Raw genomic sequence first — 14,633 nt, 5'->3', positions numbered from 1 at the left:
GAGACCCACGAAGTGCGCGCTTATACATTGCTACGCAACGTGCGCGGCAAAAGCTCCGCTTCTGCACATGGGCACGGGCTGTCGCGCCCTTGCATCCACGACGAGGGGAGTTCCTGCCCCTCGACCCTGACCAACCCTGCGCGGATTGGATGCCGGCACGGGCTGTCGCGCCCCTGCACCTTCGACAAGGGACGTTCCTGCCCCTTGACCCTGACCAACCCTGCGCGGGTTGGATGCGCGACCTTTTTCACGGCGCTGCCCGCTTTGCATTTTCCTCCCGTTGGTTGACCGGCGTGGCTACCTATCGCTTTTCCGCCCAAGTCATTTCCCGATCCGCTGGCCGCAGCGCGACGGCCGCGGCTGCGTACCGGGCCGCCGCGCGCGTCGAGGATGAACGTCTCGGCGAAGTTTGGGACTACCGAAAGAAGCGCGGCGTTCTGCATTCCGAGATCGTCGCTCCCGACGATGCGCCGGAATGGATGCGCGATCGGGTACAGCTCTGGAACGCCGTCGAGCGCGTTGAAAAACGCCGCGACGCGCAGCTCGCCCGCGACATCGAGTTGTCGTTGCCGCATGAATTGACCCACGCGCAACGCGTCGACCTGGTGCGCACGTTTGTGACGGAGGAATTCGTATCGCAAGGCATGATCGCGGATTTCTCGGTGCATGCGCCCGACCGCGGCGGCGATGACCGAAATCATCATGCTCACGTCATGCTGACGATGCGGAACTTGACCGGCGCCGGCTTTGGGAACAAGAATCGTGACTGGAACAACACCGCGCAACTTGAAGCATGGCGCGAGCATTGGGCCGACGCCGTCAACCGCGTTCTCGCGCAAAACGGCATTGCCGAAACCGTCGATCATCGCAGCTATGCCGATCGAGGTCTCAACCGGGAGCCGGAGCCTAAACAAGGCTCTGTCGCGACGGAAATGGAACGGGAAGGGCGAAACTCGCACGCTGGCGATGACCGCCGTGCAGCGCAGGCTCGCAACGCCGAAAGGCTAGCGTTGGAACAGGAGGCCCAAGCCTTGGCACTCGAAATCGACGCCGCAAAAGAGCGGCAACGTCAGGAAAAGGCCGCGCGGGCTCAACAGACCCGCAAGGACGATCAACGCCGACAGGAAGAGGCCAAGGAAGAGCAGCATCGCCGCGAAGAGGCTGTGCGCGTCGAACAAGCCCGAAAAGATGAAGAACGACGGCAGGCGGATTCCGATCGCGAAAAACAGCAGCGCGAAGAAACCGCGCGGGCCGAGCAAGTGCGCAAGGATGAAGATCGCCAACAGCAGGCGCGCACATCGTTTGAGCAGCAGGCCGCAGAACAATTGGCCCGGCAGAAGTCCTATATCGAGGAGATGGAGCGCCACCAACAGGATACTCAGGCGTATCTCGAGGCGCAGCAGCGAGAAGCAAAAGCCGAGGCACAGCGCGAGGAAGAACGCCGTCGACGGTCCGTTGAAGCCCGCGAAGGCGACATCAACAGCGCCCAGACGCGTTATGCGCAGGCGCTCCGCCATTACGACATCAAAGACCCTTACGCGTCTTTGGCCCGCGCGGCGATGAGCGAACATGCAATGTTCCGCCAGCAACAACAGCAGCTCGCCAAGGAAATCTCCACGGAACAAGATCCCGAAAAACGCCGTGAGCTCGAACTCCGCAAGGAAATCGAGGGCAACGACTACATGGCGATCACAAGCCAGCGCCTGGCAGGCATGAGCCGCGTCATTACGGGCCGAAAAGACAGCCCGCAAGCCCTCCAAGATGAAGAACGTGCCCGAGCCTTCACAGAGCGCGCCAACGAGTTGCGTGAGGAGCGAGTACGGCTTATAGAGGCCCAGGAGAGGCAGCGGGAGCAGCAGCTGAAGGAACAGCCGGCGCGGCGCGGCGAGGGGCAGCAGACCGGCGGAGAGGCGGCCGCGGGCGAAATGACCGACGCTAAAGCCGCCCGTATCGCCGCGAACCAGGAGCGGGAACGACAATTCAAAGAGAGGCAAGTAGAAAGGAAAGCGGATCGAAGCCGCCATCGAGGTGGCCGATCATCGCGATGACTACCCTGCAGGCCCGTGGGTAGGGCCTGGCAGGGGAAGAGAGGAACCCGTTTCGTTGCTCGAGCAATTCGCCGCCGCGGCCCGCGAGGTGACCAGTCGCGTGCGCGTGTTACGCGAGGCGTGCCAGAGAGTTTATCGACGGGTAATCAACCGGCTGAAAAGCTTGGCGAGTTAAGCGTCTGTCAGATTTAAGCGCGTAGTCACTCTGTCCATTTGACTTTCCAGCCTGTCCATGCGGTCTGACAGCAACGACATGTCCGTGTGAACAATCCCCAAGCGCGAGTCAATCGAGGTCAAGCGGGCTTTGATACTTACCACATCTTCACGGGTAAGAGCGACTTGAGGCTGTATGGACATCAAGACTTCGTACATCAGCTGGTTTGTAATTTCAGTCATGTCCCACCATATCATGCTCTATATCCTGAAAATCCCTTAAAATCCTCGTAACATAAAAGCCATATAGTGTTACTTATTGAAAATTAACCATTACCTCTAAAATCAGATCCGCGAGATTTTTATTTTCATATTTTCATGGATTTGGTTATAAGCTAAGGACATAAAAACAAAATTGCCGGGATTCAGCGATGTCAAACTTTAAAAAACAAAATGACGAAAATTTATGGAATTATGTAGAGTCGTGCTGCCTGCGACCGGATTTTTACCGGAAGCATTATTTCGACTTTTACCATTTGATCGAGGCGGAAAAGAGCGAGCAGCGGCGTGCGAAAATGCAAAATGATCTGGCGCGCGCCATGGGCGAATCCCACTTTATGGACTGGTCACATCCGAAGGACCGTGCCGAAATGGAACTGGCGGGTTTGCGGTTGGGTCCTCCCCTCGCATCGCAGGAAGTAGCGAGCCCGCAAAATGAGCCGTCGAGACCACGTTTCGACGGACTGCGGCGCTTTATCAGTCATATGCAGAAAATCTAATTGAGTGGATTTCCATAGGCCGGATTGAAATCGGTTGGCAATAGTTTGACGAGCCGTGTTCGTGTCAGCCTGCGAACCGGCCGGAGCGCATCGACTGGTAAAAACCTTCACTTTTGCCCCCAAACTGTGCTAATTACAGAGGGACAAAAGTGGAGGTTTTCATGCCCGAGTTGCATCTACTGACCGACGAAGAATTGGCCGCCACAAAACGTCGCCGCGAGGCCGGCGAAGCTTCCCTTGCATGCGAAGGGATTTATCTCAGCGCAGAGGAAAAGGCTCTCTTCGATCGCTTCGAGGCTGAACGGTTGCCACCCGACGAGTGCCGGCGACAAATTATCGCGTACGTTCGCGCCAAGCGCGCAGAAGGATAAGGCACATCTGCCCGATGGCTGATCCCTACGTCTATCCGGGCACGCAAGTCCTCATCAACAAGGAGGACATTCGCCATGCCGAGAAGCTCGCAATGTTCGAGCGCATGATGACTCTGCAAAGAATGCGCGATGGATCACCCACCGTCGAAATGTCCCCCGCCGGTTACCGGGAGCTACACCGGCATCTATTCCAGGACGTGTACGAATGGGCCGGCGATTTGCGCACCGTTGCCTTGGCGAAGGGCTCCAGCATGTTTTGCCGCCCTGAGTTCGTAGAACAAGAGCTGCAGAAGCGGTTTGCCACGATCCACGCAGAGGGCGATCTGCGGGGCTTGACGGCGGAGCAGTTCGCCGGCCGCGCGGCCGAACATCTATCCGAACTTAACGCCATTCACCCTTTCCGCGAGGGAAATGGGCGCACGCAGCGCGCTTTTCTTGAAGTCCTGGGACAGAACGCCGGACATCCCGTCGACTTGACGCGCATCGATCCGACCGCTTGGAACGAGGCTTCCATTACCGGATTCCATCGCGGCGACTATGAATTGATGCGTCAGGTAATCGCCGGCGCGGGCATGGACGAGAAGCAAGCGCGGATTGCCGCGAACCAGGAGCGGGAGCGGCAATTCAAAGAGAGGCAAGCAGAAAGGAAAGATCGCAGCCACCATCGAGGAGGCCGATCATCCCGATGATCACTTACCCGCTCGGGTCGAGCGCGCAGATGCTTTTCAGGTGCGGCAGCGACGTAGGGTAGGGGAGATAGGTGTGCGCCGGCCCTTTGGTGCGATGTGACAAAAACAGGTTGTATCCGTCATCCATGTTGCGCACGTGCTGCGGCAGCAGCAGCCGCATCTGCATTTGAGAATAATTGAGGCTCTCGCTGCCGGGCTGGCCGGCGCTCCGGTTTTCTCCAATCGCCTTCACGACCTTCGTTGTTTGTCCCGTCAGCTGCGACAGGTAGTCCGCGGTGAAGACATCCTGCGGCGCGAAGGAATTAAGCACGCCGGCGTTGCTGATAAAGCTTTCCCAGCGCTCCCCGTAGATCGCCTTCGCTTGCGCCAGGTCCTGGAATATCGCCCACAGCTTGATGCCATAGCCGCGCATCATCGCGAGGTTGTTTTCAATGATTCCGAGATGGCCCAAGTGCGCAAATTCATCAAGCATGAAGAGGACCGGCACTTTCGCTTTGCGCGTGTCTTTCATCAAGGGTTGCAGCACCGCCGCGATCATGAGCCGGAGCCATGTGCTATGCGTTGCCAGGCGCCGCGCCGGCAAGATCAAATACACGGTCGTCGGCCTTTCTTTCATGATCGAAAAATCGAAAGCGCCGCGCGCCAGGTCGGCCTTCACGGGGCGGCTGTCGAGCCAGCGCGTTTGCGTAAGGGCCGTCGAAATAACGCTGTTGAGCTCCTTGTTTTCAGGATCAATTTCGGCGAAGCGGCCGGCCTTGACCACTAACTCTTCACACTCGGAATCGATGCCCACCTCGATCATTTTGAAGACTTCTTTGCTTAAATCACTCGAGGGCTTGCCGAGGATCGCGCGAACGTCGCCAAGCGAACCAGTGCCCGGCATCGTCATGCGAACATACATGATGATCGCCGCCACCAAATCTTGCGCCGACTGGCTGAAATGCGGATCCTTGCCTTCCACCCGAATAAGAGCTTCACTAAGACCGAGTGCGTCATCCGGGAAATCCTCGCTTGCGGGGTCGAGAGCAGCGACGGGGTTAAATCCGTCGCTTCCTAATTCGAGGGCGTCGAATGGGTTCAGGCGGACAATCAAATTCCCATGCTTCGATCGGTGAGCGTGCGTCATCGCGGCGAGCTCACCCTTGGGGTCGACCACCAGGACCGACCAGCCGGTCAGATCAACAAGATTCGGCAAAAGCAGACGCCGCGATTTTCCGCTGCCATTCGGTCCCACTGTCACGATGTGGCGATCGCCGACATAGCGCGCCGGCACCTCGCCAGGGTGCCATTGTGGTGTGCCCTCCGCTCTGTCAGTCGCATAGCCGAAATAAACCCCGCCGTTCTCTCCCCAGGCCGAACTCATATCAACTCCTGTGCATGTTGCTCAGTTGTTTCACCACGTCAGCCGGATTCTCTACAGTGGCGTCCGGCAGGCCGACCATCAGCTCCTTGGGATCGATGCGCGCGCGAGGCGGCTCGACCACTTTAGCGGCGGGGATGAATTGCCCGCCGCAGTGATAGGCAAGCGTGTAAATCAGGTCCGTGGCGACCCGGGCGCACAACGGCGGAAGAACCAGATAGGTCAAAGCCCAACCAACATATTCCGAATACTGATATGCGTCGGGCCGGCCGAGAAACGCTGCTACGAGCGCGACGGGATAACAAATCGTCGAGAAGCGGCGCTTCCGGTTGTAGTTGAGTTCCTCAACGCTGCGCTGTTCCCGCGTCGCCAGACTGACGAGCCCCGAACCATCGCCTCGCCTGTAGCACACCCGGAAGAGCTGGTTTCCGCCGCTCTCAGCGCCATCCCATTCCATACCCTTAGCCTCGAGAGCGAGAAAGCACAGCAAATGCCACAAGCCGGAAAGCAACTGCAGCAGCGAGAAAAAGCCGATGATGCCCGCGAAAAGCGCAGCGGCATACAAAGCCAGAAGGTCGGATGGCAGGCTGCCCCAGGCAATCAATTTGAGAGCGTAGAACACACCCATTGCTCCCCAAAACATCGGCTTAGACGCTTCGTAGTGCTGAGCGACAGTGGCGCCAGTGTTGAAGGGCTTGCCTCGCATGCTCCGCCCATGAATGGCCACCATCACAAGCAACACAACCGTACCTAAGACGGCAACGAGCCAAGCGAGCGCGACGGTTGTGCTCACCGGCTCCATCACCCAGCTTTCGCACCAGCCGAGATGCGGGCACGTGTTCGATATCCAGTTGACGCAGAAATTCGCGGCGGCGACGACGAACACGAAGAACAAGAGGCTCACCGCGGAATAGGCTTTCATGTCGGCTCCCTGTAGACGGTGACAGGAAAATGGCCGTAGCGGACGTCTACGGCCGTGCGCTTCTACTAAGCTCGTCTTGCAACAAACTGGTGGCCTTGAAGACCGAATTCTTTCTCTTCAAGAATGCCTATGAAACCGCAGTTGCCGCATTCGGCCGTCGCAACGCATCCGCGTCCTTCCAGCACGGATCTAGCGCAATTCTCCCAGCCACAGTTTCCACACCAGAAGCTATTTCTGGATGTGCCTTGCACTCGGCCCCACCCGCAGATGCATTGCCACCCGGTTCTGTCGATTTCGCCGTCGTAAAACATACGCGGCTTGCCTTCGGAGATGCGGGCTCCGTTGAGTTTCGCCATGCGCATGTACGAGTCTGCCGAATGGTTGTCACACAGGCGCAAGGGCGATCCTAATTTTTGCTTGATATAGGTCTGCGTGAATTTGCGGCCGTCACCGCTACAAACCACGGGTAACACCCCGAGTTCCACGATCGGCGTCATATCAACCAAGGGCTTCGCGGTGCCGAACCCATCGGGCGCTTCGTACCACTCTAGTAGAGCCTTCGCAGAGTCGCTCTTGCCCGCAGTCACGACATCTCGCGTCACGGGCTGAACAACGCGCCTGATCGCAGAGACAGCTCGGAAAACGGGGTTCTCGTTGCCGGAGCGAGCGGGCGAGCTCACGCGCCGCACCGTCGGCACATTCTCGCGGCGCGCCGGCTCGCTATCGCGCCGAACAACGGAGACCATAGCGCGCGACCATTTAAATTCAAAGTGGCATGCCGTGCATTTGAGCTTTTGGCCTTCGCGCGGCGTCTCCATCCGCATTTGGTTTGGACAGTTAGTACATCTGATGATTTCAATCATGGTGGCGCTCCTCAGGACAACGCGTTGCTGACCCGCAAGGGTTAGACGGGCTTCATAAAGGCTCACGCTTTTGGCGGTAACCCTGAACTTTGTGTTGCGAAGGCGATATGTGGGCTATGGCCGGAATACTGAGCAGAGTTCCCCGCCGCTCCGGCAAGCGTCGGGGAGCCGGATGCGGTCAGTTCGCCTGGTCGTATTTCCTGCCAAGGGCGCCGTCGGCCAGTTTCTGGACTGTTACGACCAATATGTCACGATATCCAGCTCCTCCATCTGCGCTCAACAACGGAGAAACGCCGTGCAAGGTAGTATTCGAGATCATGAAACCCCGCAGCGGTTCGTTCATTTCAAACCCTATATTGCATTGACGCGAACCGACCCCCACGTAGTTCAGCCCCCCGATGACGTTCTTTCTATCGATCAAAATCACATGTACGACCTCTTCGCTATCGCGATGAGCGAAGGGCGGTGTAGAAAGAGCCAAGAAAGCCCCGTGAACTTGGTACCGTATGGCATGCAGATCAACGCGCACGGCATCGTCGAAGAGTTCCGGCACGAAGTATTCAGCTACTCGAACGGTGTAGCGGGTCATTGCCTCGACCAGCGGATTCAACCGCAGGTCGTCGGGCATTTGTTTGATGTCGCGCGGGCCCGGGTTCTCCGTGTTCACAGCTTGGCTGAATGAGAAGTGCGGGAGCGGCGTCAGTTCTCCTCTGCACGAGCGGCTCAGACTCGTGAACCAGCGACGTTTGTCATGCGCGTTGGGATCCGACGGAATATTGTCATAAGCCTTCTGTACGCTGCTCAATTCGCGATCGACCAGATGCCTGTCGTAGTGCCCAGTGTCGGTGAGAGCCGCGCCGAATACTTCAACATTCCTCGCCAGCTGCTGTGCCATACCGCCCGGATCGACGGTCAGGGTGGGATGCAAAGGCATGACAACCGCAGTGTCTTCATGCGCAAGCTCGTGGCTCACGGACTTCTGGGGGGTGGTGGCCATGGTGAGGCCTCCTATGGGGAAATTGCCCATCGGACCGTCCCTGGGTAGGGAGGTACTAGTGCAGCATTTAGTGCTAGCACTTGAAGTAAACACTAACGCACTGACGTCGTGGCGTCAACATTCTGGCAGGTGAGAATTAGTGTGGGTTTACGCTGAGCAGCGCAGCGCGAAGGCGAGCGTTTTCTTCTTCAAGTTCTATCGTGCGGCGAGGCCGACGGGGGGCGCGGTAGCCGGTCGCGAGCATCTCTCTGCCTTTTGCGACAAGTTCCGGATTGGCAGCAACGTGCTCGGCAATCAGCCTGCTTACATAGTCCGTCAGGCCGAAATCTACCGCAGCGGCGATTGCGGTGAGATCCTCGACCTGGTCTTCCGGTAGGTAGCCCACAACACCCTTCAGTCCTGCGCGCTTCGGTACTGGTTGAGTTTTCCGTTTGGCGACTTCACTGCCGACCTGCTTTGCCTTGTTCTTCACGGACACGTTGCCATTCCCTGGTTGTTGCTCGTCAGGGGTATAGCGTTCATTCGAACCGGGTTGCAAGTACGTATTTACTTTCGCCGCGGAGAGTGAGCGAACCTCTTGGGAAGCTTGGGTTTTCCCAATGGACTGTCGACCAGGTTGCCGCGGCGATTTGGAGGTTTCGGGGTCTCGGCTATTCTTCGCGGCCGGCTTGGCAGGCATCATGTCACTCCATAAACAAAGGTCAGGGACGGACAAGGGCGAGATGAGGATGACCCTTTTCCCCTGGCTTCGCCTTGGCCCGAGACACGGCGATAGCCAACGCTCCTTGAACCTCGATTGTATCCTTGTCAGATTCCCTCGCCTGGCTAGCAACGATATGCCGTGATATTCCGGCGGGCGTCAGCTCATCGCGCTGCGGATAGCCGTTCGCGAAATCTACAAGCTTTTGCCGCACGGCCGTGATGACCGCCGATGTCGCCATGCGGCCGCCGAGCACGATATGCTTCGGCGCCAACAGCGACAGGTGGAATGCGAGCTGCGCGACATACCAAGCGACCAGATCAACGCCCTCGCCGTGCCCGGCCGGCGGTCGTTTCCCATGTCCAAGGATGTAATGCACAAGGGCATTGTCAAGCGCCTGGCCGTGCAAGCCTTCAGTCTCGAGCTCATCGAGCCGCTGTTTCCAGGCGCCGAATACCGGACTTTCGGTTGTGACGATACGCTCGCGCAGACCAGCTGCCGCGATCATGCCTTCGTAACAAGAGTCATGGAAGTGGCAGATACCTTTATACCCTGCGTCATAGTCATCATCATGCCGGATCGGATACGCATGTCCGACTTCGGGATGCGGTTTTGTGCTGACTACAACGCGACCGTCATAGCTACGCTGAACGATGCCGACGTTGATCCCGTTATGGACTTTCAGGTAGATGAAATCCGGATCGTCGTCTTTTCTCCGGGTATCCTCGAAGGCGGCACAGGCCGTCGAATCGTTGACGCAGTAGACGGTCTTTTGGAAAGCTAAGCGGTTTGGCTCCGGCCAGCTTTCACCTTGAGATGCGATCAGGTTTGCGGCAACGCCCGATAGCACTTCAGCAAAGTCAAAGCAGGGCCGTCCGTTCCATTGAACATTGTATCGCGCGCCGGTATGCCAGACGGGGATTTGCCGCAAGACCCGGTTCTTGTCCACTACGCCGGGAACACTCACGACGACAGCCCTGAGCGAGTCGAATACTTCCCGCGCGCTACCGAGCGTCGCACACATCATCCCGACCAGCTCGGACAGCAGCTTGTGAACTTCCTCGCAAAAGTCCAACCCTTCCCCTTCGGGGATTTCGCGCGAACAATCACGCGGCTTCTTGGTCCCATCAAGATCATGGAACCACAGATCGACACGATCCTCGATTGCAATCGCAAGAACGGCGTTCATTTCATGAACCCTCGTCAGTGACTTGCAAGCCATACTACGCACGCTTCCCGAAAACGCTCACCTCTTGCGGGAAGTCTTCATCCGAAGCAACTCGTCGCCGTCAACAAGACGGACACGCAGCTTCGCAGCATCGCTGATTGCATCTTGCGTAATAGCGGCCGACCGTTACCACGATCGCGGCGGCCGCTTTCTCACGCGTCGCGACGCCCGCCATTTCACGAATGATAGTCACTCCCACCAGGACATGGCCCGAAGTGCCCGCATGTTGTTTTGCCGCCTGTACCAAAGTCGCCTGCGGTAACGCTTTATCGCTACGGCGATCATCCACTTTGTGCAGGCGGATCCTGCAATGGCCGTCCAAAGAGAGGCAACATCGGAAGGGGAGAGATGGGGCAGGGCGGCGGGCAGCATGGATGGACCCTAGCGCACGATGCCCAAGCTTTACAGCGAATTTCGAGGCTGCGGCACCTTGCAGCCAAAGGCGAGCGCCGAAGCAGGTTCGAGCTCCCAGGCGCTCAGCGCACGCTGAAGACCATGGATCTTTCGACCCGGACGTTTCGAGAAGGGGCGGGCACCGAGCGTCGCACTCTACGCATCTAATTACAGCAGTTCAGCGGCAATGATCTGGTCGTCGACGCCGCAGAGGTAGCTTTTCCTTTGCACATCGCCTACATCTAGAGAAAAGGTTCGAGGCGACGTGTCGAAACCTCCGTTTCACGTTCCCGCTACAGCAACACGCATATGCCCGCACGACGCGATGATGACCAGTCCCGGCACTACGCGAGCAATCGCCAGCGTGTTCTCCTCGCTCGCCTAATGCTCGCCCTGGATCAGATCCGAAGTAGATGCTGGGCGATTGCTTGGGGCGCCGCAATCGTCGTTAGCGGATGCACCAATGTAGTCTCGATCCCACCGGTCGGCCTAGATCGACCGCCGATCATCACAATTACAAGTTTTCCTTCCGGGGGCGGCCTTACAGACCCTGAGAACATTAGTTCCTCCGGCACGGTCACCGTGGAGAACGGCACTAATGTCATGGTGCTCGCTAACGCGCGCAATCCAGGAGGAGTCAAGGACTTCGGCTTGCAGATAAAGCAGGGCAGCACGACCCTCTACACGGTGCAAACTTCGGCTCCGTTTAGCGTGGTGCCTGATGCGCTCTATATCTTTGGGTCGGATGGCGCCGGTCAAGCCGGTAGCAGGGTTTCACTTCTCTTTACCGAAACCGGTGTAACGACCACCACAGTAGAAGGATGGGCGGACAACTTTAATGGACAACGCACAACTATCCTGGTCACCTATGTTTGCTCCAATTGTTACTACCCGGGCCCTCCTCCAATCGGGACTGGTCCTCCGCCCGGGCCAAAATGTGGCACGGGCTCTGCTTGCGCTGCGGGCAGTCTTTGTTGCCAAGGCCACTGTGTGTTAAGCAATTCGAATAACAATTGCGGCGCATGCGGGAACGTATGCCCGACCGGTTCTTTATGTCAAGGAAACCAGTGCGTGGCATCCGGCCAGCCCTGCAGCGCCTTGGGCACTATGTGCGTACCGGATCGGCAAGCCGGCCCCCACTGTTGTCAAAGTCCAACCCCGGCAATCTGTAATTTTCAGATATGTCGCGCATGCACGCCGCACGGAGCGGTCGTCCCTCCCTATGGATCGCAGATTTGCTGCGACCCAAATGACAGTGCCGTTCTCGATCCAAGCGACGGGCAAGTTCGGTGCAACTTGCCCGACTGTAGTGGCCCTAATTGCCCACCAGGCTAATCTTAGGTGCACCAATGGCAACTTCGGTAGGGAGTTCGCGGGAAGGCGCGCCCTTTTTTCTTGACGAACTTATCAGTGAATGATAAGTTTAGAGCCATGAAAAACCGCGATGCCAGCCTCGATGCGCTTCTATTGCTGGACGGGGAAACCTTCTTCGCGGATGAGAAGGGAAAGCACTGGGTCAAGTTTGCTGTCAGGCATGTTGCGGTGACGCCGGAGCGGCCACACGGCCTTAGCTATTCTCTGACGTTGCACGGAGAAGATGGTCGCCGCCTTTTGGGCTTCGACAATGCGCATGCAATTCGCGAAGGAACGGGCCCCGGAGCCAGGACACGCATCGAATACGATCACCGCCATAGCGGAGAGACGGTGCGCTTTTATCTCTATCGGGACGCCGCGACACTGTTGGCGGACTTCTGGACAGAGGTTGAGGCGATTTTGCAGGAAAGGAGTAGTGAGCCATGACCACGCTGAAAGTAGGTATTGCCAGTCTCGAACAATACAAAGCTCGCACGATGGCAATTGCGCGCGGCGAGTATGTGCCTGCTCCCGACGAACCCAAAGTGTGGTTTCAGTCGCTGGAAAGCTTCGCCCGTGTTCTTTCGGACAAAAACCGCGCGTTGCTGACGCTGATCGCGCAGACCGAACCTACCTCGGTTAGGGAGCTGGCCGAGAAAACGGGCAGGGCTGAATCCAACCTTTCGCGCACACTTAAGACTATGGAAACCTATGGTTTGGTGCATTTCGATAAGGGCCCAGGCCGCCAGCTGGTTCCGCGCGTGAATTATTCGGGCGTCGAACTGGCGATGTCCTTTCAGTGAAGAAAGAAGGCCCGCGTCATGAGTAAGAAAAACAACGGAAGCGTCGCGGGCGACCCCGCTTTCCGCGAGGCGCTTCTGCGCGAAGCCATTCAGCGCGGGGAAGATGACATTGCGGCGGGCCGCACCAAGCCCTATACGCCCGCCTTAACGCAGGAAATTACCGAGCGCGCCATGAAGCGGGCACAAGCAGGGGACCAGCCCAAAGCCGATGTAACGCCGAGCCCGTCTACGCGCCCGCAAATCAGTCTTGAATGAATCTGGTGTGTTTAGGGCCTACGTCGTATGACCTCGAGCCCTCTCCCTTACCTCAGCGGCAATTTTTTGTCGCGATTCAAGGTACGCTTCTTTTGTTTTGGAGGCTGTCGCTTTTTTCGATGTCTTCGCCTGGTACGCTGCCCAGTCGTGGTCGAGAACAAGCTTTTCTTGGTCCGTCAGAGGCGAGCCGACAGGCTTTTTGTGGTAGAAAATCGAGGATACGGTAACGCCAAGCATGGCGGCCTTTTCCTGCGCCGTCATTTTCGGCTGCGTTTCGGCCGCCTTCTTAGCGGACTTAGGCGGAAACGCTTGAGCTTCCTCCGCTGTTCCCCATCCTTTAATTCCTTCAACCCAAATAATGTTGCGGTTCGCCTCCGTCAAATCGAAAGATTGCCGCATCGGATGTTCATGGTCGAAGAGCTCAATATAAAGAGCACTTGTGATAGGGAACGCGTCAACTTTTCTCGACGCTGACGGCTTGATTTTAGCTTTCTCGTCGTCTTCTTCGACTAAGTAGGCAATAGACCGAGCTAATTCATAACTGTCGAACGTTCCCCAGTTGAAAGCGGTTTTTCCGTCATGCTCGACGGCCATATATCCGCCCAGAATAGGCCTCGGAATTTCCTCATCATCGATTGGCGGCGAAGTCGTTGTCATGGCCCACACATAGCAGCCTGCGGCGCAGCTGAAAAGACCCCTTGATTCATAGTCCAAGTCCTCAAATGACGATCCGCTCTACCTCGTCGAGGCTCACCTGGTCATTCCGTCGATCGTACAAACCGGTCGTCCTGGCGGATTCATGATTTGCCATTTGTTGCGCGACCTCGAGCTTGCCGCCGTTGCGCAGATACTCGGTAATGCCTGTCGCGCGGAAAGAATGGCACCCGATCTTTTTCATGCGCGGCGTTGCAATGCCCGCAGCGACAACACGCCGGCCAATCATCGCGTGGACGTCCGCCTGGGCAAGAGGGCGTTCAGTCAGCTGCCCGGTGCGCGCGGGTGCCGAGCGGAATAGGAAGCCACTTGTGAGCCCGCTCTGCTCGAGATACGCATGCAGATAGGCTTCCAGTGAGTGGTGCGCCGGCATCTCGTGCAGCTTCCCGCCTTTCTCGCGTAGGCAAACCCAGAGACGGCGATTTTTCTCGTAGACGTCTTCGACCTTCATCTTGATGACGGCGCCTACGCGGGCGAAGGTGTACGTCATCAAGGCGATCAGCGCCCGATCACGCAATCCAACGACCGTCGACACGTCGATCGAATTGAGCAGGGCGCGCGTATCTTCCGCCGACAGAACCGGCGTCGACCCTTGTTTGACCGAATGCTTTGGTCCACGGACAACCGACGCCGGGTTACTGGCGACGACCTGGCCGACAACCAGCCAGTCGAACAGCATTTTGATGGCCGCCAGATGGACCTTGACCGAGGGCGCGGCCAGCCGAAGTGCCAGCGTCTCGACGTAGGCGGCGATGTGGACCGGCTCGATGTCCCGCAGCTCGCCGATGCGTTGCATTTCCCACCAGGACGCAAAGTCGACGACGGCACGCCAATAGGCCCGCCGCGTGTTCGGGTTGCGGATGTTTGCCGTGAAGAATTCGAGGAAGCGTTTTGCAGACGCCCGGTCCGGCGCGAAGACCGCCGGCGGACTGAATTCCGGGTTCTGGACAATCGTGGTTAGTTCGGTCGGCATGGTCGGCGGCTCTTTGTCTTTGATAACGTCCT

General features: G+C 57.8%; 15 protein-coding genes. 7 read left to right on the top strand and 8 right to left on the bottom strand.

The genetic code is table 11. The features are described 5' to 3' along the window. Nucleotides 1–233: 233 nt before the first annotated feature. The 4 genes from mobQ to HV744_RS28195 all read left to right on the top strand — a co-directional run bounded on the left by mobQ (nt 234) and on the right by HV744_RS28195 (nt 4,040). Complete coding sequence (gene mobQ / locus HV744_RS28210) at nt 234–2,048, top strand: MobQ family relaxase (protein ID WP_175152651.1); 1,815 nt, start codon at nt 234–236, stop codon at nt 2,046–2,048. A gap of 584 nt (nt 2,049–2,632) precedes the next feature. Beyond that, entirely contained in the window at nt 2,633–2,980 is a 348-nt protein-coding gene (locus HV744_RS28205) for a hypothetical protein (RefSeq protein WP_175152650.1), read from the top strand. Between the two features lie 161 nt (nt 2,981–3,141). Then, the gene (locus tag HV744_RS28200; RefSeq protein ID WP_175152649.1) at nt 3,142–3,351 is read left to right on the top strand and encodes a hypothetical protein; all 210 of its coding nucleotides are present in this window, start codon (nt 3,142–3,144) and stop codon (nt 3,349–3,351) included. A gap of 14 nt (nt 3,352–3,365) precedes the next feature. Continuing rightward, nucleotides 3,366–4,040, top strand: a complete 675-nt coding sequence (locus tag HV744_RS28195; protein WP_175152648.1) for a Fic/DOC family protein — start codon at nt 3,366–3,368, stop codon at nt 4,038–4,040. Nucleotides 4,041–4,044: 4 nt separating this feature from the next. On the opposite strand, the gene HV744_RS28190 is transcribed toward HV744_RS28195, so the two are convergent. From HV744_RS28190 to HV744_RS28165, 6 genes are all read right to left on the bottom strand, one after another. After that, the gene (locus HV744_RS28190) at nt 4,045–5,403 is read right to left on the bottom strand and encodes a type IV secretory system conjugative DNA transfer family protein (protein WP_175152647.1); all 1,359 of its coding nucleotides are present in this window, start codon (nt 5,401–5,403) and stop codon (nt 4,045–4,047) included. 1 nt (nt 5,404) lies between these two features. Continuing rightward, nucleotides 5,405–6,322, bottom strand: a complete 918-nt coding sequence (locus HV744_RS28185) for a hypothetical protein (RefSeq protein WP_175152646.1) — start codon at nt 6,320–6,322, stop codon at nt 5,405–5,407. Between the two features lie 65 nt (nt 6,323–6,387). Beyond that, nucleotides 6,388–7,185 (bottom strand): hypothetical protein, encoded by a 798-nt coding sequence (locus HV744_RS28180; protein ID WP_175152645.1) that lies wholly within the window; start codon nt 7,183–7,185, stop codon nt 6,388–6,390. Between the two features lie 178 nt (nt 7,186–7,363). Beyond that, the gene (locus HV744_RS28175; protein ID WP_175152644.1) at nt 7,364–8,182 is read right to left on the bottom strand and encodes a 2OG-Fe dioxygenase family protein; all 819 of its coding nucleotides are present in this window, start codon (nt 8,180–8,182) and stop codon (nt 7,364–7,366) included. A 136-nt stretch (nt 8,183–8,318) separates the two neighbouring features. Next, nucleotides 8,319–8,864: a hypothetical protein gene (locus HV744_RS28170; protein WP_175152643.1), complete on the bottom strand. Its 546-nt coding sequence runs from the start codon at nt 8,862–8,864 to the stop codon at nt 8,319–8,321. Nucleotides 8,865–8,883: 19 nt separating this feature from the next. Beyond that, a complete protein-coding gene (locus HV744_RS28165) occupies nt 8,884–10,071 on the bottom strand; it encodes an ROK family protein (RefSeq protein WP_175152642.1) in 1,188 nt (395 codons plus the stop codon). A 1,863-nt stretch (nt 10,072–11,934) separates the two neighbouring features. Here HV744_RS28165 and HV744_RS28160 point away from each other — a divergent pair. Genes HV744_RS28160 through HV744_RS28150 form a run of 3 tightly spaced genes read left to right on the top strand, consistent with a single transcriptional unit; the run spans nt 11,935 to nt 12,914 of the window. Beyond that, a complete protein-coding gene (locus HV744_RS28160; RefSeq protein WP_175152641.1) occupies nt 11,935–12,303 on the top strand; it encodes a toxin-antitoxin system TumE family protein in 369 nt (122 codons plus the stop codon). Further along, nucleotides 12,300–12,659: an HVO_A0114 family putative DNA-binding protein gene (locus HV744_RS28155; RefSeq protein ID WP_175152640.1), complete on the top strand. Its 360-nt coding sequence runs from the start codon at nt 12,300–12,302 to the stop codon at nt 12,657–12,659. Before HV744_RS28160 ends, HV744_RS28155 begins: the two co-directional genes overlap by 4 nt. A gap of 18 nt (nt 12,660–12,677) precedes the next feature. Further along, nucleotides 12,678–12,914 (top strand): hypothetical protein, encoded by a 237-nt coding sequence (locus tag HV744_RS28150; RefSeq protein ID WP_175152639.1) that lies wholly within the window; start codon nt 12,678–12,680, stop codon nt 12,912–12,914. Between the two features lie 18 nt (nt 12,915–12,932). On the opposite strand, the gene HV744_RS28145 is transcribed toward HV744_RS28150, so the two are convergent. Both HV744_RS28145 and HV744_RS28140 read right to left on the bottom strand, forming a co-directional pair. Continuing rightward, nucleotides 12,933–13,571, bottom strand: a complete 639-nt coding sequence (locus HV744_RS28145; RefSeq protein ID WP_175152638.1) for a hypothetical protein — start codon at nt 13,569–13,571, stop codon at nt 12,933–12,935. Between the two features lie 61 nt (nt 13,572–13,632). Further along, nucleotides 13,633–14,601: a tyrosine-type recombinase/integrase gene (locus HV744_RS28140; protein WP_175152637.1), complete on the bottom strand. Its 969-nt coding sequence runs from the start codon at nt 14,599–14,601 to the stop codon at nt 13,633–13,635. Between the last annotated feature and the right edge of the window lie 32 nt (nt 14,602–14,633).

Origin of the sequence: Paraburkholderia ultramafica (genome assembly GCF_902859915.1) — a bacterium.
Taxonomy (GTDB): Bacteria; Pseudomonadota; Gammaproteobacteria; order Burkholderiales; family Burkholderiaceae; genus Paraburkholderia; species Paraburkholderia ultramafica.
This window is presented reverse-complemented; position numbering and strand designations above follow the sequence as displayed.

Coding starts and splice junctions, on each gene's coding strand:
- mobQ (WP_175152651.1), top strand. CDS start 234: ATGCGCGACCTTTTTCACGGCGCTGCCCGCTTTGCATTTTCCTCCCGT.
- HV744_RS28205 (WP_175152650.1), top strand. CDS start 2,633: ATGTCAAACTTTAAAAAACAAAATGACGAAAATTTATGGAATTATGTA.
- HV744_RS28200 (WP_175152649.1), top strand. CDS start 3,142: ATGCCCGAGTTGCATCTACTGACCGACGAAGAATTGGCCGCCACAAAA.
- HV744_RS28195 (WP_175152648.1), top strand. CDS start 3,366: ATGGCTGATCCCTACGTCTATCCGGGCACGCAAGTCCTCATCAACAAG.
- HV744_RS28190 (WP_175152647.1), bottom strand. CDS start 5,403: ATGAGTTCGGCCTGGGGAGAGAACGGCGGGGTTTATTTCGGCTATGCG.
- HV744_RS28185 (WP_175152646.1), bottom strand. CDS start 6,322: ATGAAAGCCTATTCCGCGGTGAGCCTCTTGTTCTTCGTGTTCGTCGTC.
- HV744_RS28180 (WP_175152645.1), bottom strand. CDS start 7,185: ATGATTGAAATCATCAGATGTACTAACTGTCCAAACCAAATGCGGATG.
- HV744_RS28175 (WP_175152644.1), bottom strand. CDS start 8,182: ATGGCCACCACCCCCCAGAAGTCCGTGAGCCACGAGCTTGCGCATGAA.
- HV744_RS28170 (WP_175152643.1), bottom strand. CDS start 8,864: ATGATGCCTGCCAAGCCGGCCGCGAAGAATAGCCGAGACCCCGAAACC.
- HV744_RS28165 (WP_175152642.1), bottom strand. CDS start 10,071: ATGAACGCCGTTCTTGCGATTGCAATCGAGGATCGTGTCGATCTGTGG.
- HV744_RS28160 (WP_175152641.1), top strand. CDS start 11,935: ATGAAAAACCGCGATGCCAGCCTCGATGCGCTTCTATTGCTGGACGGG.
- HV744_RS28155 (WP_175152640.1), top strand. CDS start 12,300: ATGACCACGCTGAAAGTAGGTATTGCCAGTCTCGAACAATACAAAGCT.
- HV744_RS28150 (WP_175152639.1), top strand. CDS start 12,678: ATGAGTAAGAAAAACAACGGAAGCGTCGCGGGCGACCCCGCTTTCCGC.
- HV744_RS28145 (WP_175152638.1), bottom strand. CDS start 13,571: ATGACAACGACTTCGCCGCCAATCGATGATGAGGAAATTCCGAGGCCT.
- HV744_RS28140 (WP_175152637.1), bottom strand. CDS start 14,601: ATGCCGACCGAACTAACCACGATTGTCCAGAACCCGGAATTCAGTCCG.